Annotated in this window: 21 protein-coding genes, 1 tRNA gene and 1 pseudogene; 18 read left to right on the forward strand and 5 right to left on the reverse strand. The window is 66.4% G+C overall.

Going from position 1 to position 22629, the window contains the following annotated elements; translation table 11 throughout:
• A partial coding sequence (locus AC1DES_RS09620) for a PKD domain-containing protein (protein ID WP_476895477.1) occupies positions 1-1829 on the forward strand: 1829 nt, incomplete at its 5' end.
• Between the two features lie 263 nt (positions 1830-2092).
• Here the strand turns inward: AC1DES_RS09620 and AC1DES_RS09625 are convergent.
• On the reverse strand, positions 2093-2767 hold the full coding sequence (locus AC1DES_RS09625) for a hypothetical protein (protein WP_476895478.1): 675 nt from the start codon (positions 2765-2767) through the stop codon (positions 2093-2095).
• A gap of 445 nt (positions 2768-3212) precedes the next feature.
• On the opposite strand from AC1DES_RS09625, the pseudogene AC1DES_RS09630 reads away from it, so the two are divergent.
• Positions 3213-3302, forward strand: a pseudogene (locus AC1DES_RS09630) (hypothetical protein); the annotation flags it as partial.
• A gap of 153 nt (positions 3303-3455) precedes the next feature.
• Here the strand turns inward: AC1DES_RS09630 and AC1DES_RS09635 are convergent.
• Positions 3456-3538 (reverse strand) — tRNA-Leu (locus tag AC1DES_RS09635).
• Positions 3539-3691: 153 nt separating this feature from the next.
• Between AC1DES_RS09635 and AC1DES_RS09640 the strand changes: the two genes are divergently transcribed.
• Positions 3692-4996 (forward strand): M20/M25/M40 family metallo-hydrolase, encoded by a 1305-nt coding sequence (locus AC1DES_RS09640; RefSeq protein WP_476895479.1) that lies wholly within the window; start codon positions 3692-3694, stop codon positions 4994-4996.
• Positions 4997-5028: 32 nt separating this feature from the next.
• Positions 5029-6192 carry an acyl-CoA dehydrogenase family protein gene (locus AC1DES_RS09645; RefSeq protein WP_476895480.1) on the forward strand — a complete coding sequence of 388 codons (1164 nt, stop codon included), beginning with the start codon at positions 5029-5031 and terminating at the stop codon, positions 6190-6192.
• Here AC1DES_RS09645 and AC1DES_RS09650 read toward each other — a convergent pair.
• The gene (locus AC1DES_RS09650) at positions 6189-6422 is read right to left on the reverse strand and encodes a DUF5703 family protein (RefSeq protein ID WP_476895481.1); all 234 of its coding nucleotides are present in this window, start codon (positions 6420-6422) and stop codon (positions 6189-6191) included. The genes AC1DES_RS09645 and AC1DES_RS09650 overlap by 4 nt on opposite strands.
• Positions 6423-6461: 39 nt before the next feature.
• On the opposite strand from AC1DES_RS09650, the gene AC1DES_RS09655 reads away from it, so the two are divergent.
• Entirely contained in the window at positions 6462-6740 is a 279-nt protein-coding gene (locus AC1DES_RS09655; RefSeq protein ID WP_476895482.1) for a hypothetical protein, read from the forward strand.
• A 19-nt stretch (positions 6741-6759) separates the two neighbouring features.
• On the opposite strand, the gene AC1DES_RS09660 is transcribed toward AC1DES_RS09655, so the two are convergent.
• The gene (locus tag AC1DES_RS09660; RefSeq protein ID WP_476895483.1) at positions 6760-7695 is read right to left on the reverse strand and encodes an aldo/keto reductase; all 936 of its coding nucleotides are present in this window, start codon (positions 7693-7695) and stop codon (positions 6760-6762) included.
• A gap of 52 nt (positions 7696-7747) precedes the next feature.
• Here AC1DES_RS09660 and AC1DES_RS09665 point away from each other — a divergent pair, with 52 nt between their 5' ends.
• A complete protein-coding gene (locus AC1DES_RS09665) occupies positions 7748-8581 on the forward strand; it encodes an undecaprenyl-diphosphate phosphatase (protein WP_476895484.1) in 834 nt (277 codons plus the stop codon).
• 15 nt (positions 8582-8596) lie between these two features.
• Positions 8597-9904, forward strand: a complete 1308-nt coding sequence (gene mshC / locus AC1DES_RS09670) for a cysteine--1-D-myo-inosityl 2-amino-2-deoxy-alpha-D-glucopyranoside ligase (protein ID WP_476895485.1) — start codon at positions 8597-8599, stop codon at positions 9902-9904.
• A 64-nt stretch (positions 9905-9968) separates the two neighbouring features.
• Here the strand turns inward: mshC and AC1DES_RS09675 are convergent, their stop codons facing one another.
• Positions 9969-10877, reverse strand: coding sequence for a PAC2 family protein (locus AC1DES_RS09675; RefSeq protein WP_476895486.1), 909 nt, complete (start codon positions 10875-10877; stop codon positions 9969-9971).
• 182 nt (positions 10878-11059) lie between these two features.
• On the opposite strand from AC1DES_RS09675, the gene AC1DES_RS09680 reads away from it, so the two are divergent.
• The 11 genes from AC1DES_RS09680 to AC1DES_RS09730 all read left to right on the forward strand — a co-directional run bounded on the left by AC1DES_RS09680 (position 11060) and on the right by AC1DES_RS09730 (position 22612).
• Positions 11060-11809 carry an HAD family hydrolase gene (locus tag AC1DES_RS09680; protein WP_476895487.1) on the forward strand — a complete coding sequence of 250 codons (750 nt, stop codon included), beginning with the start codon at positions 11060-11062 and terminating at the stop codon, positions 11807-11809.
• The gene (locus AC1DES_RS09685; protein WP_476895488.1) at positions 11802-12989 is read left to right on the forward strand and encodes a site-2 protease family protein; all 1188 of its coding nucleotides are present in this window, start codon (positions 11802-11804) and stop codon (positions 12987-12989) included. The genes AC1DES_RS09680 and AC1DES_RS09685 overlap by 8 nt, the downstream gene beginning before the upstream one ends.
• A 162-nt stretch (positions 12990-13151) precedes the next feature.
• Complete coding sequence (locus AC1DES_RS09690; RefSeq protein WP_476895489.1) at positions 13152-14243, forward strand: tRNA (adenine-N1)-methyltransferase; 1092 nt, start codon at positions 13152-13154, stop codon at positions 14241-14243.
• 84 nt (positions 14244-14327) lie between these two features.
• Positions 14328-16151: a proteasome ATPase gene (gene arc, locus AC1DES_RS09695; RefSeq protein WP_476895490.1), complete on the forward strand. Its 1824-nt coding sequence runs from the start codon at positions 14328-14330 to the stop codon at positions 16149-16151.
• Positions 16148-17821, forward strand: coding sequence for a depupylase/deamidase Dop (gene dop / locus AC1DES_RS09700; RefSeq protein WP_476895491.1), 1674 nt, complete (start codon positions 16148-16150; stop codon positions 17819-17821). Before arc ends, dop begins: the two co-directional genes overlap by 4 nt.
• Before the next feature lie 91 nt (positions 17822-17912).
• Positions 17913-18116 carry a ubiquitin-like protein Pup gene (locus AC1DES_RS09705; RefSeq protein ID WP_476895492.1) on the forward strand — a complete coding sequence of 68 codons (204 nt, stop codon included), beginning with the start codon at positions 17913-17915 and terminating at the stop codon, positions 18114-18116.
• A gap of 86 nt (positions 18117-18202) precedes the next feature.
• On the forward strand, positions 18203-19030 hold the full coding sequence (gene prcB / locus AC1DES_RS09710; protein ID WP_476895493.1) for a proteasome subunit beta: 828 nt from the start codon (positions 18203-18205) through the stop codon (positions 19028-19030).
• Between the two features lies 1 nt (position 19031).
• Positions 19032-19739 carry a proteasome subunit alpha gene (prcA, locus tag AC1DES_RS09715; protein ID WP_476895494.1) on the forward strand — a complete coding sequence of 236 codons (708 nt, stop codon included), beginning with the start codon at positions 19032-19034 and terminating at the stop codon, positions 19737-19739.
• Position 19740: 1 nt separating this feature from the next.
• A complete protein-coding gene (gene pafA / locus AC1DES_RS09720; RefSeq protein ID WP_476895495.1) occupies positions 19741-21105 on the forward strand; it encodes a Pup--protein ligase in 1365 nt (454 codons plus the stop codon).
• 111 nt (positions 21106-21216) lie between these two features.
• Positions 21217-22152: an FKBP-type peptidyl-prolyl cis-trans isomerase gene (locus AC1DES_RS09725; RefSeq protein WP_476895496.1), complete on the forward strand. Its 936-nt coding sequence runs from the start codon at positions 21217-21219 to the stop codon at positions 22150-22152.
• A gap of 64 nt (positions 22153-22216) precedes the next feature.
• Complete coding sequence (locus AC1DES_RS09730; protein WP_476895497.1) at positions 22217-22612, forward strand: FKBP-type peptidyl-prolyl cis-trans isomerase; 396 nt, start codon at positions 22217-22219, stop codon at positions 22610-22612.
• The last annotated feature ends 17 nt before the right edge of the window (positions 22613-22629 follow it).

Genomic DNA, 22629 nt, shown 5'->3' on the forward strand with positions numbered 1-22629 from the left:
AGGTGCCGGTGGCATCGTTCACTTCGACGGTGAAGGATCTGGGGATCACGGTGGACGGGTCCGGCTCTTCGGATCCGGATGGCACGGTTAGCTCCTACGCCTGGGACTTCGGAGACGGGTCCGTCGGCCAGGGTACGACCGCGACCCACACATACGCGGCTGCGGGAACCTACACAGTGAAGCTCACCGTGACGGATAACCAGAGCGCGACGGGCGAGAAGACCGATCCGGTGACGGTGACGGCACCGCCGGTGAACAAGGTGCCGGTGGCATCGTTCACTTCGACGGTGAAGGATCTGGGGATCACCGTGGACGGGTCCGGCTCTTCGGATCCGGATGGCACGGTTAGCTCCTACGCCTGGGACTTCGGAGACGGGTCCGTCGGTCAGGGTACGACCGCGACCCACACATACGCGGCTGCGGGAACCTACACAGTGAAGCTCACCGTGACGGATAACCAGAGCGCGACGGGCGAGAAGACCGATCCGGTGACGGTGACGGCACCGGCACCGGTGGACGTGGTGGCTGTTCCGGCGAAATCCGCGTGGAGCTGGCGCTACGAAGCCACCGCACCTCCGGCCGGCTGGAAGGGACAAGGCTTCGACGCTTCGTCCTGGAAGACCGGAAACGGCGTCCTGGGCTTCGGCTCCACGGGACTGGGTACGAATGTCGATGTCAGCACCGGAACCAGCACGCGACCGCTTGCTGCCTACTTCATCAAGACATTCACGGTGGATAACGCAGCCAGCGTTTCCAAACTGACGCTCAAGACGGTCGCCGACGACGGCGTGGTGGTGTACGTCAACGGAACCGAGGTAGGCAGGACCAATATGCCTGCCGGCACCGTGACGTTCAATACCTACGCATCGAGTGCGCCTCGCACCTCGGTGGCCGCGGCCAGCCCCGTGACGATGGATGTGCCGGTGTTCCTGCTGCGGAACGGGGTCAACACCATCGCCGTCGAGACGCATCTGAACTACCATGCTACGGCCGACGTCAGCTTCGACCTGAGCGCCACTGAAACGGTCGGCGGGACGGTGCCGAACCAGGCCCCGGTCGCCAAATTCACCTCGACGGTTTCGGGACTGGGAGTTTCGCTGGACGGGTCCACATCGGCCGATCCTGACGGGACGGTGGCATCATATGCCTGGAATTATGGTGACAACACCACCGGGACAGGTGCCACGGCCACTCACACCTACGCCGCCGCTGGGACATACACGGTCACGCTCACAGCCACGGATAACAAGGGTGCGACCGGTGTGGCAACGGCTCCGGTGACAGTCACCTCGGTGACGGGACCGGTGGATGTGGTCGTGGTGCCGGCGAAGTCTTCGTGGAGCTGGCGCTTCGCGTCAACGGCGCCGGATGCCGCGTGGAAGAACAACGGCTTTGATGCTTCCTCCTGGAAGATCGGCACCGCGGTTCTCGGGTTCGGCTCAACGGGCCTGGGAACGAACGTCGATGTTCCCCCGCCAGCCATCAGCCGGCCGCTGGCAGCGTACTTCCTCGATCAGTTCAATGTGGACAACCTCGCCAAGGTCTCGAAGCTGACGCTGAACACTGTGGCCGACGACGGGGTGGTGGTGTACGTCAACGGAACTGAGGTTGCCCGGCAGAATATGCCCGCCGGGGCGGTGTCGTTCTCAACGTACGCGTCAACCGCGCCCAGCACAGCCAAAGCCAACGCGGCGCCGCTGTCCATCAACGTGCCGCTGTCCGTGCTGGTGGCCGGCATCAACACCATCGCGGTGGAGACTCATCTGAACTACCACTCGACACCCGATATCAGCTTCGATCTCAAGGCTACGATGACCAAGCAGCCCTGAGACGCAGCGGGGGACCACCCCCCTAATGAGCGACAGATGGACCCGTCGGCAGCTGTACCAGCAGCCGGCGGGTCCGTCTCTGTGTGGATGAGGGGCGTGTCGCTGTCCCGGATGCCCAGCGGGTTGAGCCTGCTGTCGGTCTGCCTGGGCTGCCGGACCAACCGCACAGCGACGCCCGGCGGGTTGAGCCTGCTGTCGGTCTGGCTGGGCTGCCGGCCGGGCTATCGCAGGGCAGGGTGCCCGCCGTCGGGCGGCTCAGGGAATTAGCAGACCGGGTTGTCCGGAAAGGTCACTTGGCTGACACGCCAAGTCTGCGTCGGGGACTGCACCAGCGTCATGACATTCAAGGACCGGTCCTTGGCGCTGCCTTTCTGGACCGTCGCTCCGTCATTCGTCAGCACGGAAACGGCCGAGGAATCGATGCAAACGTTGAGGGTGACGGTCGGCGGCTGTGCGCTCGGCTGGTAGCCGACCACCTCAGTTGATACCACTTCCGGTTTGCCGTCGAGGTGCCAGCCGTTGGCCTTGAACTCGCTGGTCCTTGCCATCAGGGAGTCGTAGGCGGAGCCGGTGGCCAACGCAGAGAGTTCGGCCTCAGGCGGCGGTGTCACCGTGGCAAGCACCGCGGCCGTCCTGCCCACGTACGCAGTGGCGTTCTCGGCCGCCGAAGCCTCGACGGGGGCCGGAACAGCAACAGCGGGGGTAGCGCTTGCCGACGGGCCCGCCGAGGGCTTTGCGGCGGGGGCCGCAGCAGCAGAGCCGGGCGCCGTCGGGGGCGCCGCAGACTGCGAAGGGGTGCTCTGAGCGTCGGGCCGGCCCGCGCCGGGGCTGGCTTGCGTGAAAATCAGCAGTACTATCAGGGCGGCCAGCACGACGGCGGCGACTACGACGCCGGTGGTGCGCACCCTGACTTTCGGAGCCTGACCCGGTTCGGACATGTTTGCTCTCCCTCGATAATCGCCACATTCGACGAGGCCTTCGGCGTCATCCGAACTCTGCCACGGCACGGGCAGTGACCAGTATCGTACACAGCCAGTGGTGCTGACTATAGCCCTGGACACGGAGCCGGATGCAGGCGGCGCGCGACGGGTTCGGCGGATGCCCCCGCCCGTGGGGCCATGGAGGCCGAAGGCGGGGATGGGGACCAGTCGCATCATTTCTTCGGCCGGGTCCAGCCGTGGAAGCATTAAGCCAATATTTCTCGAGCGCGGGAGCCTCCGAATCTTGTCAGGCTTAACGACGCACAATGGGATGAGGTCAGCCGGTCCCGCCCTGCCGAAGTGCTGCGCAGTCGCAACGGTTTCCCCATCCTGAACCAGCAGGCCCACGGCAAGCCGTTGATTTATCCGGACTCCGGGTGCCACCCCATAGAACCCGCCGAGCGTGCTTGAGGCGGAGCAGGAATTCAACGAGCGGCCCAATGCGGCGGGGCACCACGGCGCCCACCAGCTTGCCGTGGCGGCGATCGACGCGTTCGAGAATGCGCGCAATACTCTTGCCCGGTTCGTCGGCGTGGGCGGTGAGGAGCTCATCGGGACAGCGGATGGTTTTGGGGCCGCCGATGTCGAACCCGTTGGCGCCCAGTTTTTGGGCACAAAAAAACCCCGGAAAACCGGGGTTTTTCAGTGCGCGGAGGGGGACTTGAACCCCCACCCCCTTTCGAGGACTAGCACCTCAAGCTAGCGCGTCTGCCATTCCGCCACCCGCGCAGGTGGTAATTCGGTGATCCTCTCGCCTTTCAGCGTTTTGGATTTCTCCGAAGCAGCGAGAAAGACTCTAGCACGAACTTTCCGGAAACAAATAATCGGGGCTTGTGGGTAGGCTGAAGCCAGCAAATGACCCGCATCCACGAGGAGCTGCACATGACTGAAATCAGGCCCGAGGACGAAGTTGTCAGGATCTGCCAGGAACTGATCCGCATCGACACGTCGAACTACGGGGACGGTTCCGGTCCGGGGGAGCGCGCGGCTGCTGAATACACCGCCGGGCTCATGGCAGAGGTCGGGCTGGACGCCGAAATCTTCGAAGCCGCCCCCGGACGGGCGAGTGTGGTCACCCGGCTGGCAGGGGAGGACCCCTCGGCAAGCGCCCTGGTTGTGCACGGACACCTGGACGTTGTCCCGGCACTCCGCGAGCAGTGGTCCGTGGATCCCTTCGGCGCCGAACTCAAGGACGGCCTGATCTGGGGCCGTGGCGCCGTGGACATGAAGGACATGGACGCCATGATCCTCTCCGTACTGCGCAACTTCGCCCGCACGGGCCGCAAGCCCAACCGCGACATCATCTTCGCGTTCTTCGCCGACGAGGAAGCCGGCGGCACCTACGGGGCCCGCTACGCCGTCGAGAAGCGGCCCGAACTCTTTGAAGGGGCCACCGAGGCGATCTCCGAGGTCGGCGGGTTCTCCGCTACGATCGGCGGCCAGCGCACCTACCTGCTGCAGACCGCTGAAAAAGGCCTGTCCTGGCTGCGCCTCGTCGCCCACGGCCGCGCCGGCCACGGCTCCCAGATCAACACGGACAACGCCGTGACGCGGCTGGCCGGCGCCGTCGCGCGCATCGGGGAATACAAATGGCCGATTGAACTGACGCCCACCACGAGGCAGTTCCTCGACGGCGTGACCGAACTCACCGGCGTCGAATTCGATCCGGACGATCCCGACAAGCTCCTCAAGGAACTGGGCACGGTGGCCCGCTTCGTCGGGGCGACGCTGCAGAACACCACGAACCCCACACTGCTCAAGGGCGGCTACAAGCACAACGTCATTCCCGAATCGGCCGAAGCCCTCGTGGACTGCCGCACGCTGCCCGGGCAGGAGCAGCAGGTCCTGGAGATCGTCCGCGAGCTCGCGGGCACAGGCGTCGATATCAGCTACGTCCACCAGGACGTCTCCCTGGAAGTGCCGTTTGCCGGCAATCTCGTCGATTCGATGATCGACGCCCTGCACGCCGAGGATCCCGGGGCCAAGGTCCTGCCGTACACGCTTTCGGGCGGCACGGACAACAAGTCCCTGAGCAGGCTTGGCATCACCGGCTACGGCTTCGCCCCGCTGATGCTTCCGGACGAGCTCGACTTCACCGGAATGTTCCACGGCGTCGACGAGCGCGTCCCGGCCGATTCCCTGAAGTTCGGCGCGCGGGTCCTGGACACCCTACTGACCAACTACTGAGTCCAACCACTGACGGAGCCGGAACATAGACCGTGACACCTGAAGAGATCCTGACCGGGCCCCTGCTGGAACGGATCCGCGGCCGGGCCGCCGGCTACGACCGTGCCAACGCGTTCTTCCATGAAGACCTGGCGGAACTCGCCGCTGCCGGCTATCTGAAGATCTTCGTGCCGGCGTACGACGGCGGCCTGGGCCTCGGGCTCGCCGACGCGGCACAGCTGCAGCGGCGGCTGGCGACGGCGGCGCCGGCCACCGCGCTGGCCATCAACATGCACCTGGTGTGGACCGGCGTCGCGCACGTCCTGGCGGCCAGGGGCGACTCCTCGCTGGATTTTGTCCTCCGCGAGGCCGCACAGGGAGAGGTGTTCGCGTTCGGGAATTCGGAGGCGGGCAACGACTCGGTGCTGTTCGACTCGCGGACGGAGGCGATCCCGCTGCCGGACGGCAGCTACAGCTTCACAGGCCACAAGATCTTTACGAGCCTGTCCCCGGCGTGGACGAGGCTGGGGATTTTCGGAAAGGATGCCTCGGCCCGGGACGGCGAGGGGGAGCTGGTGCACGGCTTCATCACCCGGGACACCCCCGGCTACGAGATCCTGCAGGACTGGGACACGCTCGGCATGCGGGCCAGCCAGTCCAATACGACCGTGCTGCGGGGCGCCGTCGTACCGGCGGACCGGATCTTCAGGAAACTGCCCGTAGGCCCGAATGCGGACCCGCTGGTCTTTGCAATCTTCGCCTGCTTTGAGACGCTCCTGGCGGCTGTCTACACGGGCATCGGCGAACGGGCCTTCGCGCTGGGCGTTGAGGCCGCCAAACGCCGGACCTCGTTCAAGAGCGGCGGCCGCAGCTACGCGCAGGATCCGGATATCCGGTGGAAGGTGGCGGAAGCGGCGATGGCCATGGACGCGCTCTACCCGCAGCTCTCCCGCGTGGCCTCGGACGTGGACGAACTGGCCGAGCACGGCAGCCAGTGGTTCCCCAAGCTGGTGGGACTCAAGGTCAGGGCGACCGAAACCGCACGGTCGGTGGTGGACCTCGCCATCCGCGTCTCCGGTGGATCAAGCTACTTCCGCGGTTCCGAACTGGAGCGGCTGTACCGGGACGTGCTGGCCGGAATGTTCCACCCGTCCGACGACGAATCGGCGCATAATACGGTGGCCAATGCGTGGCTGGGGCCGCTGGAAACGCCCTAGACGGTCCGCTGGACCTGAATCACTTTCCGGCGGAGCCAGAAGCGGCGTCCGCCGCCCAGATACAGGACGCTGCGCTCCAGTTCCCACTTGCCGTACTCGGAATGTTCCACGAGCCTGCGGCGCGCCTCGGGCAGGGAATCCTCAGGCCCCACCGTCAGTACGAGGTACTCGTACTGCTTCACATAGTCCCGTTCCCGCTGGACTGAACTGCTCAGAAAATGTTCCTTCATTGCTCTCCATTTTCGTCCTTTTCCGGCTAACGTGAAGTCATGAGCATCGATCCGCGTGTCGCGCTTGAGTCCCTGACCGCCGCTTTGGAAGAACACTTGGCTGCCGCCGCGGCGCGCCGCGGCGAGGGGGACCCGGCGGTCGAGGCGGCCTTCTTTGCCGTTGCCGACGCCTTTGAAGTCTACGACGACTCCCTGTACGAAGCGTACGGGGAGGTCACGCCGCTCGAAGTGATCGACGACGACAGCGACGACGACGAGGAAGAGGACGTCGACGACGAGGAAGACCTCGAGATCCTCCAGGAATCCGAGCAGAACTAGCGATATTCCAGCGCCTGCGTCAGGCAGGGCTGGACACGTCTTCCAGCGCCTGCGCAATTTCCGGCGGCAGCGGCGCGAGCGTGGACTCGAGAATCTCCTTGAGCTGAACGGGCGTCCGGGCGCCCACGATGGCCGTGGCAACCCCGTGCCGGGAGAGCAGCCAGCTCAGCGAGACGTCCAGTGAGGTCCTGCCCAGTCCTTTCGCGGCCATCGCGATTGCTTCGACCACACTGGAGGCGGGCCCCTCGAGGTAAGGCTCCACGTAACCGGCGAGCCGCTGGTGGGCGGCACGCGAATCGGCGGGGATGTGGCCCCGGTATTTTCCGCTCAGGACGCCGCGCCCCAGGGGCCCCCACGCCATCAGGCCCAGTCCGGCATCCTCGACCGCGGGGATCAGCTCGATTTCCGGCGTGCGGTGCAGCAGCGAATATTCGGACTGGTTCGCCACCAAGGGGAAACCGGCAACCGCCGCCGCCTTGGCCGTCTGCCAGCCATTGAAGTTCGAAACACCGGCATAGCGGGCCCGGCCCGAACGTACGGCGTACTCCAGCGCGGACAGCGTTTCGTCCAGCGGCACGTTGGGGTCCCAGGCATGGGCGAACCATAGGTCCACGTACTCAGTGCCCAGCCGGGCAAGGCTTGCGTCCAGGCCGGAGAGCATCCCGTTACGGGACGTGTCAACGCTCCGGCGCCCGTCCGACGTGGAAAGTCCGGCTTTGGTGGAGATCACCACCTCGGAGCGCGCGACGACGTCGCCGAGCATCCCGCCAAGCATGGCTTCGGCCTGGCCGTCGGCGTAGGACGCTGCTGTGTCGATCAGGGAACCGCCGCCGTCGACAAAGGTCCGCAGCAGCCCGGAGGCATCCTGCTCATCGGTCTCACGGGCCCAGGACATGGTGCCAAGGGAGAGGGCGGACACGCGCAAACCACTGTTGCCGACATAACGCTGCTGCATGTCAGCAAGCTTACGGGGATTCGGAGGGGTTCATAACGTAGGGTCTATAAACGTGAACTGGTTTGAAGCGGCCCTGCTGGGCCTTGTGCAGGGACTGACCGAATTCCTCCCGATTTCCTCAAGCGCCCATCTGCGGATTGTTGGCTCGTTCTTTCCCAACGGCTCAGATCCGGGCGCGGCGTTTACCGCCATCACCCAACTGGGAACCGAGACGGCGGTCATCGTCTACTTCTGGCATGACATCGTCCGGATCGTCAGGGCATGGTTCGGCTCCCTTACCGGCAAGGTGTCCCGGCAGAATCCGGACGCTCGCATGGGTTGGCTGGTCATCCTGGGCAGCCTGCCGATCATCATCCTCGGCCTGCTGTTCCAGAACCAGATCGAATCGGTGCTCCGCAGCCTGTGGATCGTGGCCACCACGCTCATTGTGTTTGGCATGATCCTGGCCGTCGCCGACGCCGTGGGGCGCCAGGAGCGCTACCTCTCCAAGCTCACCTACAAACACGGAATCCTGTACGGGCTGGCCCAGGCCATGGCCCTCATCCCGGGCGTATCCCGCTCCGGCGGCACCATCACGGCCGGTCTGCTCATGGGCTACACCCGGGAAGCGGCGGCACGCTATTCCTTCCTGCTCGCGATCCCGGCCGTCTTCGGCAGCGGCCTCTACGAGCTCTACAAAGTCCTCACCAAAGAAGGGATCACCGGACCGTACGGGCTGCCGGAAACCGCACTGGCCACAGTTATCGCCTTCGCTGTGGGCTACGTCATCATCGGCTGGTTCCTGAAGTACGTCTCGACCCGCAGCTACCGCCTCTTCGTCTGGTACCGGATCTTCGCAGGCCTGGCGCTGTACCTGCTGCTCGGTTTCAATGTCATCAGTGCCTAGCACTAGGCTTGGGCTGTGAAGTCCTGGATATCCCGCCCTGTTCCCCAACTCCCGGGCAGCATGCCTGCCGTGCGCCTCTTTGACACCGTCAAAGGCCGCGTCGTCACCCTGGAGGCAGCGGGTGAGCAGTCCATGTACGTCTGCGGCATCACCCCCTACGACGCCACGCACATGGGGCACGCGGCCAGCTACGTCGCCTTCGACCTTCTCAACCGTGCCTGGCGGGACGGCAAGCAGCAGGTTTCCTATGTCCAGAACGTGACCGACGTCGACGACCCCCTGCTCGAACGCGCGACGGCGACCGGCGTGGACTGGCGAGACCTCGCGGCAAGCCAGATCGAGCTGTTCCAGACGGACATGGAAGCCCTCAACGTCCTGGCCCCGGACCACTACGTCGGTGCCGTTGAAGCCGTGCCGATGATCGTGCCCGCGATCGAGCGCCTCCTCCACCAGGGCCTGGCCTACAGGGTCGCCGGTGCCGCCGGCGAACCCGATGGAGATGTCTACTATGATGTCGAAGCCGCCGGCAAGCACTCCGCGGACGCTGTCGACGTCGCAGGCGCCGCTGCCGACGCATGGACGCTCGGCTCCGTTTCGGGCCTGTCCGACGCCGAAATGCTGGAACTTTTCGCCGAACGCGGCGGCGACCCGGGACGCGCCGGGAAGCGCCAGGCGCTTGACCCGCTGCTGTGGCGTGTCGCCCGCGAGGGCGAGCCCTCTTGGCCCGGCGGCGAACTGGGGGAGGGGCGGCCCGGCTGGCACATCGAATGCACCGTCATCGCGCAGAAACATTTGCCGGCCCCGTTCACCGTCCAGGGCGGCGGATCCGACCTCATCTTCCCGCACCACGAGATGGGCGCCGGACACGCCTATTCGCTGGCCGGCGTCCCGCTGGCCCGCCACTTTGCACACGCCGGGATGGTGGGCCTCGACGGCGAAAAGATGAGCAAGTCCAAGGGCAACCTGGTGCTCGTTTCGCGGCTCCGGGCCGCAGGCGAAGATCCGGCCGCCATCCGGCTGGCCATCCTGGCGCATCACTACCGTTCGGACTGGTCCTGGACCGATGCCGGGTTCCACGAAGCCAAGGAAAGGCTCCAAACGTGGCGCTCCGCCCTGGCGGCGGCCCCCGCGGGTTCCGCCGGCGGGCTCATCGCCCGGCTGCGGGCCGAGATGTCCGATGATTTGAACGCCCCCGCGGCGCTGGCCGCCGTCGACGCCTGGGCGAAAGCAGCGCTGGAGCACTCCGGCACGGTTTCCGGCTCGTCCACGGACGCGGCCCTGGTGGGCGACGCCGTCAACGCCCTGCTCGGCGTCGAACTCTAGATCGAAATCCGGGGCCCGCCGGATCGCATTCCAGGCCAGGCGGGCCGGCCCTGCGCAAGCCCGTTTACGAGGGCTTGTCCTTGCCCCGCCGTTTGAGGTAGCGCTCGAATTCGCGCGCAATCGACTCGCCGCTTGCCTCCGGGAGGTCGGCGGTGTCCTTTGCCTCCTCCAACTGGCGCACGTAGGCCGCAATTTCAGGGTCCTCCGTAGCCAGCTCGTCGACACCGCGTTCCCACGCGTCCGATTCCTCCACGAGTTCCTGGGTGTCCAGGGGGACCTGCAGCAGCTCCTCGATCCGGTGCAAGAGGGCCAGTTGTGCCTTCGGGGAGGGCGCCTGGGCCACGTAGTGCGGTACGGCCGCCCAGAGCGACACCGTGGGCAAACCTGCCAGCAATGCCACCTCGCCGAGCACGCCGACGATTCCGACCGGGCCCTCATACTGCGACGCCTCCAGATCCATCCGCTCACGCAGGGCGTTGTCGTCCGTTGACGTACTGACGGGGATGGGGCGGCTGTGCGGCACGTCCGCGAGGAGGGCGCCGACCAGGATCACGTAGTCGACGTGCAGGGCTTCCGCATGCACGAGGAGCTCGGCCGTATAAGCGCGCCACTTATAGGACGGCTCCGTGCCCTGCACAAAGATCACGTCCACGTTGGAGTCCGGAACGCTGGCCTTGAAGATACGCGTGGAGGGCCACTTGATCTTCCGGTCACCCGAGGCGGTCCGGCGGATCGTCGGCCGTGTGAACTGGAAGTCGTAGTACTCATCGGCGTCGATCGTCGCGACCTTCTTGCCGCCCCACAGCTTGTTCAGATAGCGCAGGGCGTCGCTCGCGGCCTCGCCGGCGTCGTTCCAGCCCTCAAACGCGGCCATCATCACCGTGATACGCCGCCCCTCGGGAACCGGCTGCAGCAGCCGCTCCGGCTCGGGGACGGCGCCTGGTTCCGTGGGGTCTCCCTCGAAGCTATTCATCTCATCACCCTACTTCCAAGGGGCGGGCCCGTGCAGGGAATGAAGCACCGCAAGTCGGCAAATCTCTGCCCACATGCCGCACCCGTGCCGCTCGTGGGCGCCGGCGGCGGCCCCCGGCCACCTGATATTCGCCAGCGGCGTAGTCCGGACGGCGGGCCGGGGCTTCACCGTAGACTGGACGCATGCGATCCTCAGCTTCCCGGCCACTTCTCAAAGCTGCGCTCTGGGACATGGACGGCACCATCGTCGACACGGAACCGTACTGGATCGAGGCTGAACACGCCCTCGTCGCCGCCCACGGCGGAGAGTGGTCACATGCCAAGGCCATGCAGCTCGTGGGCCAGTCCCTCATGTTTTCCGCGGGGATCCTGCAGGACGCCGGCGTGAAGCTGGAGCGCCGCGAAATCATCGACACCCTCACCGCTCACGTAATCAGCCGGGTACGGATCGCCGTACCATGGCGGCCCGGGGCGCGGGAGCTGCTCGACGAGCTCCACTCCGCCGGAGTCCGCTGCGCCCTCGTGACCATGTCCGAGGCCCCCCTGGCCCGCGAGATTGTTGCCAGTCTGCCAAAGCCGTACTTCGACTTTCTCGTCACCGGGGACACCGTCACCAACGGCAAGCCCCATCCGGAGGCCTACCTCAAGGCCGTGGAACTGCTTCAACAACAGGATCCGGGACTAACGCTGCACGAGTGTGTGGCGCTTGAAGACTCCGAGCCGGGAGTCGCCGCAGCGGTGACGTCTGGCGTCGTGACGGTCGCCATTCCGCACATCATGCCGCTCCCGGACGATCCCCGCCGCGCCACCTGGGACACCTTGGAGGGCCGCACCGTGGCCGACCTTGAAGAGCTAGTGGCCCTGCGTCACGAGTTCCCGGACGCGACATTCGGGCTGGCAAGTGCCGTCACGGGGAGCAACGGCGTTGACTGACACCGAGACCCAGGGGCAGCCCGGCCAGGGCCTGTCCACCCGTAGGGAGGGAATCCCGCTGGGACGCATCGCGGGGATTCCGGTAGTCCTCGCGTATTCCTGGTTCGTGATCGCGGCGTTCACCGTTATCGTCTATGGGCCCGTCCTCCAGCACAACAATCCCCGCCTTGGCCTCACGGCCTACCTGGTGGCGTTCGCGTACGCCGTGCTGCTCCTGATATCCGTGCTGGTGCACGAGCTCGCCCATGCGCTGACCGCCAAGATATACCACTGGCCCACCCAGAAAATCGTCCTCAATCTCTGGGGCGGCCACACCCAGTTCGAGAGTTTCACCGCATCCCCGGGCCGGTCGGTACTGGTGGCCATGGCCGGACCGGCAGCGAACTTCGTGCTGGCAGGCGGCGGCTGGCTGTTGGTGTCCACCGCTAGTCTCAGCGGCGTCGCTAACATCCTGGCCAACATCTTCGTGTGGGCCAACATGCTGATCGGCATCTTCAACGTGCTGCCCGGCCTTCCCCTGGACGGCGGCCGGCTCGTCGAATCCGCCGTATGGAAGGCGACCGGCAGCCAGGAAAAGGGGACGATTGCCGCAGGCTGGGGCGGCAGGATCATCGTCATCGCCCTTGCCCTCTGGTTTGTGGTGCTGCCCCTGCTCAGCGGGGGGCTCCCGGACGTTTCCTTCATCCTCATCACGGTTCTGGTCGGCAGTTTCCTCTGGATGGGCGCGACGGCCTCGATCCAACAGGCACGGCTGCGGAGCCGGCTGCACCTCGTGGACGCGGCGGCCCTCGCCGAGCCCGCCGTGGGCCTGCCCGAATCCGCGACAGTCGCGGACGCCCTTGCCCTGGCTCCGGCCGGGACGCCGGCGGTCGTGCTGTGCGGCCCGGACGGCCGCCCAGTGGCAGTCGTGGACGCTGGGGCTGCCGCGAGCGTTCCTGCGGCGGCTGTCGCGGTGACCCCTGTCACCGCGGTGTCCTACGCCCTTGGCGCCGGCGCCTACGTTCCGGAATGGTCGCAGGGCCAGGAACTGGTCCAGTACCTGGCCCAGCTGGAAGGCCAGGAGTACGCAGTGGTGGACCGGGACGGAGCGGTCACCGGCCTGCTCCGCCAGTCCACCGTTCTCAACGCCATCACCGGGAAGGGTCCAGGCAACGGCAGTCGCGGGCCGGCCAACGCCTGAAAACAGCCCCGCAACCACCGCGGCAACCCGGGCGAAGGCCCCAACCAGGGCCGGAACCGGTAGAGTTACGTGCCGGTCGTGAATTCCGGCCCCACACGCAAGGACCGGTGCCCGCCGGAAGATTTGCGGCCACAGAGCTTTACAGGAGTGAGGAACATCTTCATGAGCAGCGACACCGCCGCCAACACCAGCCAGGCCGCCGCCACGGCACCGGCCAGCCCCGCCACCGGAGCAGCCGCCGTGCCGGCCACCGGTACGGCGCCGGTGGGAGCGACCCGCCGCCGCGGCCCGTTCCGCGAAGGCGAGCGCGTGCAGCTCACCGACGAGCGCGGCCGCATGAACACGATCAGCCTCGAAGTAGGCGGTGCCTTCCACACGCACCGCGGCTTCCTGAACCACGACGAGATCATCGGCAAGCCCGACGGCTCCGTCGTCGTGAACAACGTCGGCCAGCAGTACCAGACCCTGCGGCCGCTGCTCTCAGACTTCGTGCTTTCGATGCCCCGCGGCGCAGCGGTGGTCTACCCCAAGGACGCCGGACAGATCGTCACCATGGCGGACATCTTCCCGGGCGCACGCGTCGTCGAGGCCGGGGTCGGCTCCGGCGCACTGTCCATCTCGCTGCTGCGTGCGGTGGGGGACAACGGCTACCTGCACTCTTTTGAACGCCGCGAGGAATTCGCGGACATCGCCCGTGGCAACGTCGAGACGATCTTCGGCGGACCGCACCCGGCGTGGAAAATCTCCCTCGGCGATTTCCAGGAGGAAGTCGTCCGGACGGAGGCTCCCGCTTCCGTGGACCGCGTGGTCCTGGACATGCTCGCCCCCTGGGAGTGCCTCGACGCCGTCGCAACCGTCCTGGCCCCGGGCGGCGTGTGGATCAATTATGTCGCCACTGTGACTCAGTTGTCCCGCACCGCCGAGGCCATCCGCGCCGACGGCCGCTTCACCGAGCCCGACGCCTGGGAATCCATGGTCCGCGGCTGGCACCTTGAGGGCCTGGCCGTGCGGCCCGACCACCGGATGGTGGCCCACACCGGCTTCCTGCTCGTCACCCGCCGCCTCGCTGACGGCGTCACGGGCATCTCCATGAAGCGCCGCCCGTCCAAGACGGACTTCAACGAAGAGGACGTCAACGCCTGGACGCCCGGGGCAGTGGGGGAGCGGGCCGTCTCGGACAAGAAGCTCCGCCGCGCCGCGCGGGATGCCATTGCCGGGACGAACGTCGTGGACGCCCCGGAGGTAACGAACTAGCCAGCATATTTCGGATGTCTCCAGCGGCACCCGCCTTCTTGGGGCTAAGGTCTTAATAGAAGAGCAGGAAGGGGCTGATGCACGATGGACACTCCGAACACTGACCCGGGCCGCACACCGGCGGACGACGCAGCGGCCACAGCCGCGCGGGCGGATGCCGGCCAAGGCGAGGGCTGGCCCTCAGCCACCGACGGTGACCGCTACGCGGCCAACGAACTGTCCGTGGCAGAGCGACAGGTCAACATTCTTAGGGACAAGCTCAGGCATATTGACCGCCAGCTCGCTGCCGCGACGCAGAACAACTCCAAGTTGGTCGCCATGCTGGAGACCGCAAAAGCCGAAATCCTGCGGCTCAAGAACGCCCTCGACCAGGAAGGCCAGCCGCCCTACAGTTTCGGCACGATCCTTCAGGTTAACCCCAAGCGCCAGCCGTCCGCCGGCAACAGCGGACAGGCTGCCACCGAGGAGTCCGTGGACATCTTCAACGCCGGGCGGAAGATGCGTGTCGGGGTCAGTCCGCTGGTGAACCTCAACCAGCTCGCGGTCGGCCAGGAGGTCCTCCTCAACGAAGCCCTGATGGTCGTGGCCGGTCTCGGCTACGAGCGGGCGGGGGATCTCGTCACGCTCAAGGAGATGCTCGGTCCGGACCGCGCCCTCGTCGTCGGGCGGGCCGACGAGGAACGCGTCATCCGGCTCTCGGGAGCACTCCTGGCGCAGAAGCTCCGGGTCGGGGACGCCCTCTCGATCGACTCCCGCACCGGCTACGCGCTGGAGAAGATTCCGCGCTCCGAAGTGGAGAACCTGGTCCTGGAAGAAGTGCCCGATATCACCTACCAGGATATCGGCGGTCTTGGACCGCAGATCGAGCAGATCCGCGACGCCGTGGAACTCCCGTTCCTGCATCCGGACCTGTACCGCGAGCACGGGCTGAAGGCGCCCAAGGGCATCCTCCTTTACGGACCGCCGGGCTGCGGCAAGACCCTGATTGCCAAGGCCGTGGCGAACTCCCTCGCCGCGCGGGCAGCCGAGCGTGCCGGCAAGACCGACATGAAGAGTTATTTCCTGAACATCAAGGGCCCCGAGCTCCTCGACAAGTACGTCGGCGAAACGGAACGGCACATCAGGCTGATCTTCGCCCGCGCCCGCGAAAAGGCGTCCGAGGGCAGCCCTGTGGTGGTGTTCTTCGATGAAATGGATTCGCTGTTCCGCACGCGTGGCACCGGCATCTCCTCCGACGTCGAGACAACGATTGTCCCGCAGCTGCTCAGCGAGATCGACGGCGTGGAGCGGCTCGACAACGTGATCGTGATCGGCGCCTCCAACCGGGAGGACATGATCGACCCGGCCATCCTGCGTCCGGGCCGGCTGGACGTCAAGGTAAAGATCCAGCGCCCCGACGCCGAGGCCGCCGCGGACATCTTCAACAAGTACATCACCCGCGATCTTCCGTTCCATGTGACCGATCTCGCCGAACACAACGGCGATGTCCAGGCCACCGTGGATGCGATGGTCCAGCGGACCGTCGAGGCCATGTACTCCACCGAGAAGTCCAACGAATACCTCGAGGTAACGTACGCCAACGGCGACACCGAGATGCTCTACTTCAAGGACTTCAATTCCGGTGCCGTGGTGCAGAACGTGGTGGACCGGGCCAAAAAATACGCCATCAAGGACCTGCTGACCATCGGGCAGAAGGGCCTGCGGATCGACCATCTGCTGCGTGCCGTGGTTGACGAGTTCCGAGAGCACGAGGACATGCCGAACACCACCAACCCGGATGACTGGGCACGGATCTCAGGCAAGAAGGGCGAGCGCATCACCTACATCCGCACCATCGTCCAGGGCAAGGCGGGCCAGGAGCCCGGCAAGTCCATCGAGACGATGCCCAGCACGGGCCAGTACCTGTGACGGCTGTTGTCCCGGGCAGGCCGGCCGACGCCGCCGGTGGCCTGCCTGCGGGCGGGGCGATGAGGGTGATGGGCTCGGAGACCGAGTACGGAATCCACGCGCCGTCCGCACCCGGAGCCAACGCCACCATGATGTCTGCCCGGGTGATCCAGGCCTACGCGCAGGTGACGCGGCAGCGCGCCGCCGGCGGGGCTGAAACCCGGTGGGATTACACCGACGAGGAGCCGCTGCACGATGCCCGCGGCTGGACACTGGAGCGGAGCGCGGCCTCACCCGGACAGCTCACGGACTTACCTCCTGTCCTAGACGCTGAGGCGGTGGCCCTCGCCTATGGGCGCCAGGAGCTGGAGGCCGATGGGGAGGACGAGTCCGGCTCCCTCCTCATGAACATGGTCCTCGGCAACGGGGCACGGCTGTACGTCGACCACGCCCACCCGGAGTACTCGAGCCCGGAGGTCACGAATCCGCGCGATGCAGTTTGCTGGGACGCCGCCGGGGACCTCGTGGCTTTGGCGGCAGTGCGCCGCCTCGCCGCGGACCCGGACCTGCCGCCCATCAATCTCTACAAGAACAACACGGACAACAAGTCGGTCTCCTACGGCTCCCATGAGAACTACCTGATGCCCCGCGCGGTGCCGTTCGGGGACATCGTCCGCGGGCTGACGCCGTTCTTCGTCACCCGGCAGATCATCTGCGGTGCCGGCCGCGTGGGCATGGGGCAGGACAGCTCCCGGCCCGGCTACCAGATCAGCCAGCGCGCCGATTTTTTCGAGACCGAGGTCGGACTCGAGACGACGATCCGGCGCCCCATCATCAACACCCGCGACGAGCCCCACGCCACGGCGGACAAGTACCGCCGGCTCCACGTCATCATCGGCGACGCCAACCTCAGCCAGGCGTCCAACTACCTGAAATTCGGCACAACCGCGATGGTCTTGAGCCTCATCGAGGCCGGCCTGGCGCCGCGGATTGAGGTTCACGAACCGGTGGCGGCCCTGCAGGCCGTCAGCCACGACACCTCCCTCACGGCCACGCTGCGGCTGCACGACGGACGCCGGATCACGGCACTGGACCTGCAGTGGATTTACTACGAGGCCGCCGCGAAGCACGCCCAGGACACCGGTGTCGCGGACGCGGTGGACGGTGACGGGCACACCCACGATGTACTCGAACGCTGGTCTGCCACGCTGACCGAACTGGGCAGCGACCGTACGGGGGCCGCTTCCTCGGTGGAATGGCTGGCCAAGCTGTCCCTTCTGGAGGGCTACCGGCAGCGGGACGGCCTCGGCTGGGACAATGCGCGCCTTGGCCTCATCGACCTGCAATGGGCCGACATCCGGCCCGAAAAGGGACTTTACCACCGGCTGCTCGCCCGCGACCGGATGCAGCGGATCGTCGACGACGCTGCGATCGCAGGTGCGGTGACGGAACCGCCGTCGGACACGCGTGCGTTCTTCCGCGGGCGCTGTGTCAGCCGCTTCGGGACCGATCTGGTGGGGGCCAGCTGGGACTCCGTCATCTTCGATGTTCCCGGCCGCGGGCGGCTTCAGCGGGTCCCCACGCGCGAGCCGCTGCGGGGAACCGAGGCCCTCACCGGGGGTCTGTTTGCCCGGCATCGGGAGGCCGGGCCGTTCCTGGCAGAACTCCTCGGCCTCAGCCCGGGTTCATAGGAACAAAGGCCCCCGCCGGGGCACCCGGCGTGGCACTATTGCTACAGGATGTCCCTTAGGAGAAAAAGGGACGGACAGTAAGGAGAAAACAATGGCAGGCCAGGAGCAGCAGCAGCCGCAGTCGCGGGACACCGAGGTTGACGAGGACGTCCCCGCCGCGCCGCCGGCCCCCGCCGAAGCGCAGGCGTCCGGAGCCACCCAGGGCGTCGACGATCTCCTCGATGAGATCGACGGCGTGCTGGAATCCAACGCCGAGGAGTTCGTCCGCGCATTCGTCCAGAAGGGCGGCCAGTAGGGGCGCCGCCGGCCGCCGGAGGAGGGCGGCGGGAGGGGCCGGGGGCCGGAAGTGTCGTTGATCCACCACGTTGAGGGAGAGCGTCAGTGCAGGAAACAACAACCAACCAGGTAGCGGCCAACGCGACGTCCTCATTCACCGAGCACCTGCAACGCGAACGTCCCGACTTACTGCCTTTCAACCACTTGCCTGCCGCAGCGACCGCCGGCCCTCCCGCGCCGCCCCTGCAGGTGCCGCACGGCACGACGATCGTCGCGATGACCTACGCCGGCGGGGTGCTGATGGCGGGGGACCGGCGGGCCACCATGGGCAACGTGATCGCGAGCCGGCACATCGAAAAGGTGTTCCCGGCCGACCAGTACTCTGTGCTGGGCATCGCCGGGACGGCCGGGATCGCCCTGGACATCACCCGGCTGTTCCAGGTTGAACTGGAGCACTACGAGAAGATCGAGGGAACGCTGCTGAGCCTGGACGGCAAGGCGAACCGGCTCGGCGCCATGATCCGCAGCAATCTCCCGATGGCCATGCAGGGGCTTGCCGTCGTCCCGCTCTTCGCCGGTTTCGACCGGCCGGCCGGACTCGGCCGGCTGTTCTCCTACGATGTCACCGGCGGCCGGTACGAGGAGCAGGAACACCATAGCGTGGGCTCGGGCTCGATGTTCGCCCGCGGGGCCCTGAAGAAACTCTGGCGCCCCAACCTCTCCGAGCAGGACGCCGTCGCCGTCGCCGTCGAGGCGCTGTACGACGCCGCCGACGACGACTCCGCCACGGGCGGACCGGACCCGGTCCGGCAGCTCTGGCCGGTCGTGTACATCGTGAACCGCTCGGGAGCGTTCCGGGTCCCGGAACGCGAGCTCGCTGCGGTGGCGGAGACCGTCATCGCATCCAGGGCCGTCGCCCAGCGGGAGGCCTGAGATGACCCAGCAGTTCTATGTATCGCCGGAACAGTTGATGAAGGACCGTGCGGACTTCGCACGGAAAGGCATCGCACGGGGACGCTCGGTGGTGGTAATCAGCTGCCGGGACGGAATCGCGCTCGTGGCGGAAAACCCGTCACCGTCGCTCCACAAGATCGGCGAGATCTACGACAAGATCGCGTTCGCCGCTGTCGGCAAGTACAACGAGTTCGAGAGCCTGCGCCAGGCCGGGGTGCGGTACGCGGACGTCCGCGGCTACTCGTATGACCGCGAGGACGTGACCGCAAGGGGACTGGCCAGCGTCTACGCGCAAAGCCTGGGAGCGGTGTTCACGGCCGAGCAGAAGCCCTTTGAAGTGGAGCTCGCCGTGGCCGAAGTGGGCCCCCTCCAGGAGGCGGACCACCTGTACCGGCTGACATTCGACGGGTCCATCGCCGACGAACAGGGCTTCATCGTGATGGGCGGACAGGCCGACAAGGTCTCCGAGGCCGTCGAAGCGGGCTGGCAGGGCGAACTCGACTTCGCCGGAGCCATCCGGCTCGCCCTGGCGGGCCTCGTGGCGGACAAGGAAACTGCCGCCCTGCCGGCGTCGGCGGTGGAGGTTGCGGTGCTGGACCGCGGCTCGGAAAGCAGCCGGGGCACGCGCCGCGCCTTCCGCCGGCTCGAGGACGCCGACATAGTGGCATTGCTTGCTGAGGAGAACTGACATGGACAAGCGTATTTTCGGTATCGAAACCGAATTCGGAATTTCCTATTCGAGCCCGGAATCCCGGCCCTTGGCCCCGGAGGAAGTGGCCCGCTACCTCTTCCGCAAGGTGGTCAGCTGGGGACGGTCCTCCAACGTCTTCCTCACCAACGGCTCCCGCCTGTACCTCGACGTCGGGTCCCACCCCGAATACGCCACGGCCGAATGCGACGACCTCGCCCAGCTGATCGCCCATGACAGGGCCGGCGAGCTGATCCTGTGCGACCTCGTGGACGAAGCCCAGGAACGGCTCGCCGCCGAAGGCTTCAACGGCACGGTGTACCTGTTCAAGAACAACACGGACTCCGCGGGGAACTCCTACGGCAGCCACGAGAACTACCTGATCCCGCGCCGCGGTGAGTTCTCCCGGCTCGCAGAGATCCTCATTCCGTTCCTCGTGACCCGCCAGCTGATCGCCGGGGCCGGCAAGATCCTGAAGACCCCGCACGGAGCCACGTTTGCCTTCTCGCAGCGCGCGGACCACATCTGGGAGGGCGTTTCGTCCGCCACCACACGGTCCCGGCCCATCATCAACACCCGCGACGAGCCGCATGCGGACGCCGAGTTCTACCGGCGCCTCCATGTCATTGTCGGCGACTCCAACATGTCCGAGACCACCGCGCTGCTCAAGGTCGGCACCGTGGACCTGATTCTGCGGATGATCGAAGCCGGAGTGATCATGCGCGACATGCGGATGGAGAACCCCATCCGGAGCATCCGGGAGATCTCGCACGACCTCAGCGGCCGGGCCCTCGTGCGCCTCGCCAACGGCCGCCAGCTGACGGCACTGGAAATCCAGCGGGAATACCTCGGCAAGGTCACGGCCTTCGTCGCCGAACACGGTGCCCACAACGCGCATGTGCCGTTGATCCTGGATCTCTGGGGACGCACCCTCGACGCGATCGAGAGCGGTGACACGAGCACCATCGACACCGAGGTTGACTGGGCCATCAAGAAGAAGCTCATGGACAACTACAGTGCACGGCACGGGCTGAGCCTGGATGCGCCCCGGATCGCGCAGCTGGACCTGACGTATCACGACATTTCCCGCAGCCGCGGACTCTTCTACCTGCTGCAGGCACGCGGCGCAACGCGACGGGTGGCGGATGACACCGCGATCAAGGACGCGGTGGAGGCTCCGCCCCAGACGACGCGCGCCAAACTCCGCGGCGACTTCGTCCGGCGGGCCCAGGAACTCGGCCGGGATTACACCGTGGACTGGGTCCATCTGAAGCTCAACGACCGCGCCCACCAGACGATTTTGTGCAAGGATCCGTTCCGCAGTGTGGACGAGCGCGTGGATGCCCTTCTGGACTCTATGGGCTGATTGCCAGCTTTCCGCGTTATTCTGGAGAGGGGCCGCCTGGCGGCCACCCTTTTCATTGCCACGGGCAACTGTCCGGCATTGAGTCCACACTGCCCCGACGAAAGTTTCTAAGTGCGCCGACTACTAGCAATTCTTCTTCCCGGACTGCTGCTCCTGACCGCCTGCGGCGGCACACCGCCTGCAGCAGCCCCGGAACCCACGAGCCAGTCCGCCGGCGAGACCGCGAAGCTGGACTCCCTGAAGCTGACGGAGAATGGCGACAAGAAAGCTCCGGGTGTCGACTTCACCAAGCCCCTCGATGTCAAGGAACCTACCATCAAGGTCGTCAGCGAGGGCAGCGGCGACAGGGTCAAGGCGAACCAGATCGCAGAGATCTCGATCGTGGCGTTCAACGGCACCGACGGCACCACAATGGAAGACACCTACCCGAACGATCCCGAGCCGCTCGAACTGAACGACCAGCTCAAGACCAGCAGCGCCGTGATCTATAACGCCTTCGTTGGCGCCAAGGTCGGTTCCCACTTGGCCCTCGCCGTCCCCGGACAGGCCGCCGCCGAGGGCGCTGAGGCCAAGCCCACCCAGCTGCTGATCGTCAAGGTGCTCTCCGCCAAGGACGCTCCGCCGGTTCTGGACAAGCCCGAGGGCGACGCTGTGACCCCGCCCGCCGGCCTGCCGACCGTCAAGGACAACGACAAGGGCGTCCCCGAGATCTCCGTCGCGGGCGTCCCCGCCCCGACAGCACTCGTCGCCCAGGAACTCATCAAGGGCAAGGGCCAGGAGGTCAAGGGGACCGACACCCTGACCGTCAACTACGTCGGAGTCGCCCTGGCCAGTGGCAAGGTGTTCGATTCCAGCTTTGACCGCGGCCAGAAGGCCACTTTCCCGCTCACCGGCGTCATCAAGGGCTGGACGGAGGGCCTGACAGGCAAGACCGTCGGCTCACGCGTCCTGCTGGTGGTCCCCAAGGCCCTCGCCTACGGTGACCAGGGCCAGGGCGACGCCACCGGCGACCTCGTCTTCGTCGTCGACATCCTCGGCGTCAAATAGGCACCGTCAAGTCATCACCGCAGAAAAACCACGCCACACCAAAGCCACGCAAGAAGGAGCAACCATGTCATTTGGACAGCGCAACCTCGACCGCCAGAAGCCGGAAATTGAGTTCCCTGAAGGCGACGTTCCCACCGAGTTGGTCATCACCGACCTGATCGAGGGCGACGGCGCCGAGGCCAAGGCCGGCGACACCGTCTCAACCCACTACGTGGGCGTCGCCTGGTCCACCGGCGAAGAATTCGATGCCTCCTGGGGCCGGGGCGCGCCGCTGGACTTCCGCGTCGGCGTCGGCCAGGTCATCCAGGGATGGGACCAGGGCCTCCTGGGCATGAAGGTCGGCGGCCGCCGCCGGCTGGAAATCCCGTCCGAACTCGCCTACGGAGCCCGCGGCGCGGGCGGAGCGATCGGCCCCAACGAGGCACTGATCTTCGTCGTAGACCTCGTCGCCGTCCGCTAGTCCCCACCCGCACCCTA

The organism is Arthrobacter sp. 05T442 (assembly GCF_056395945.1).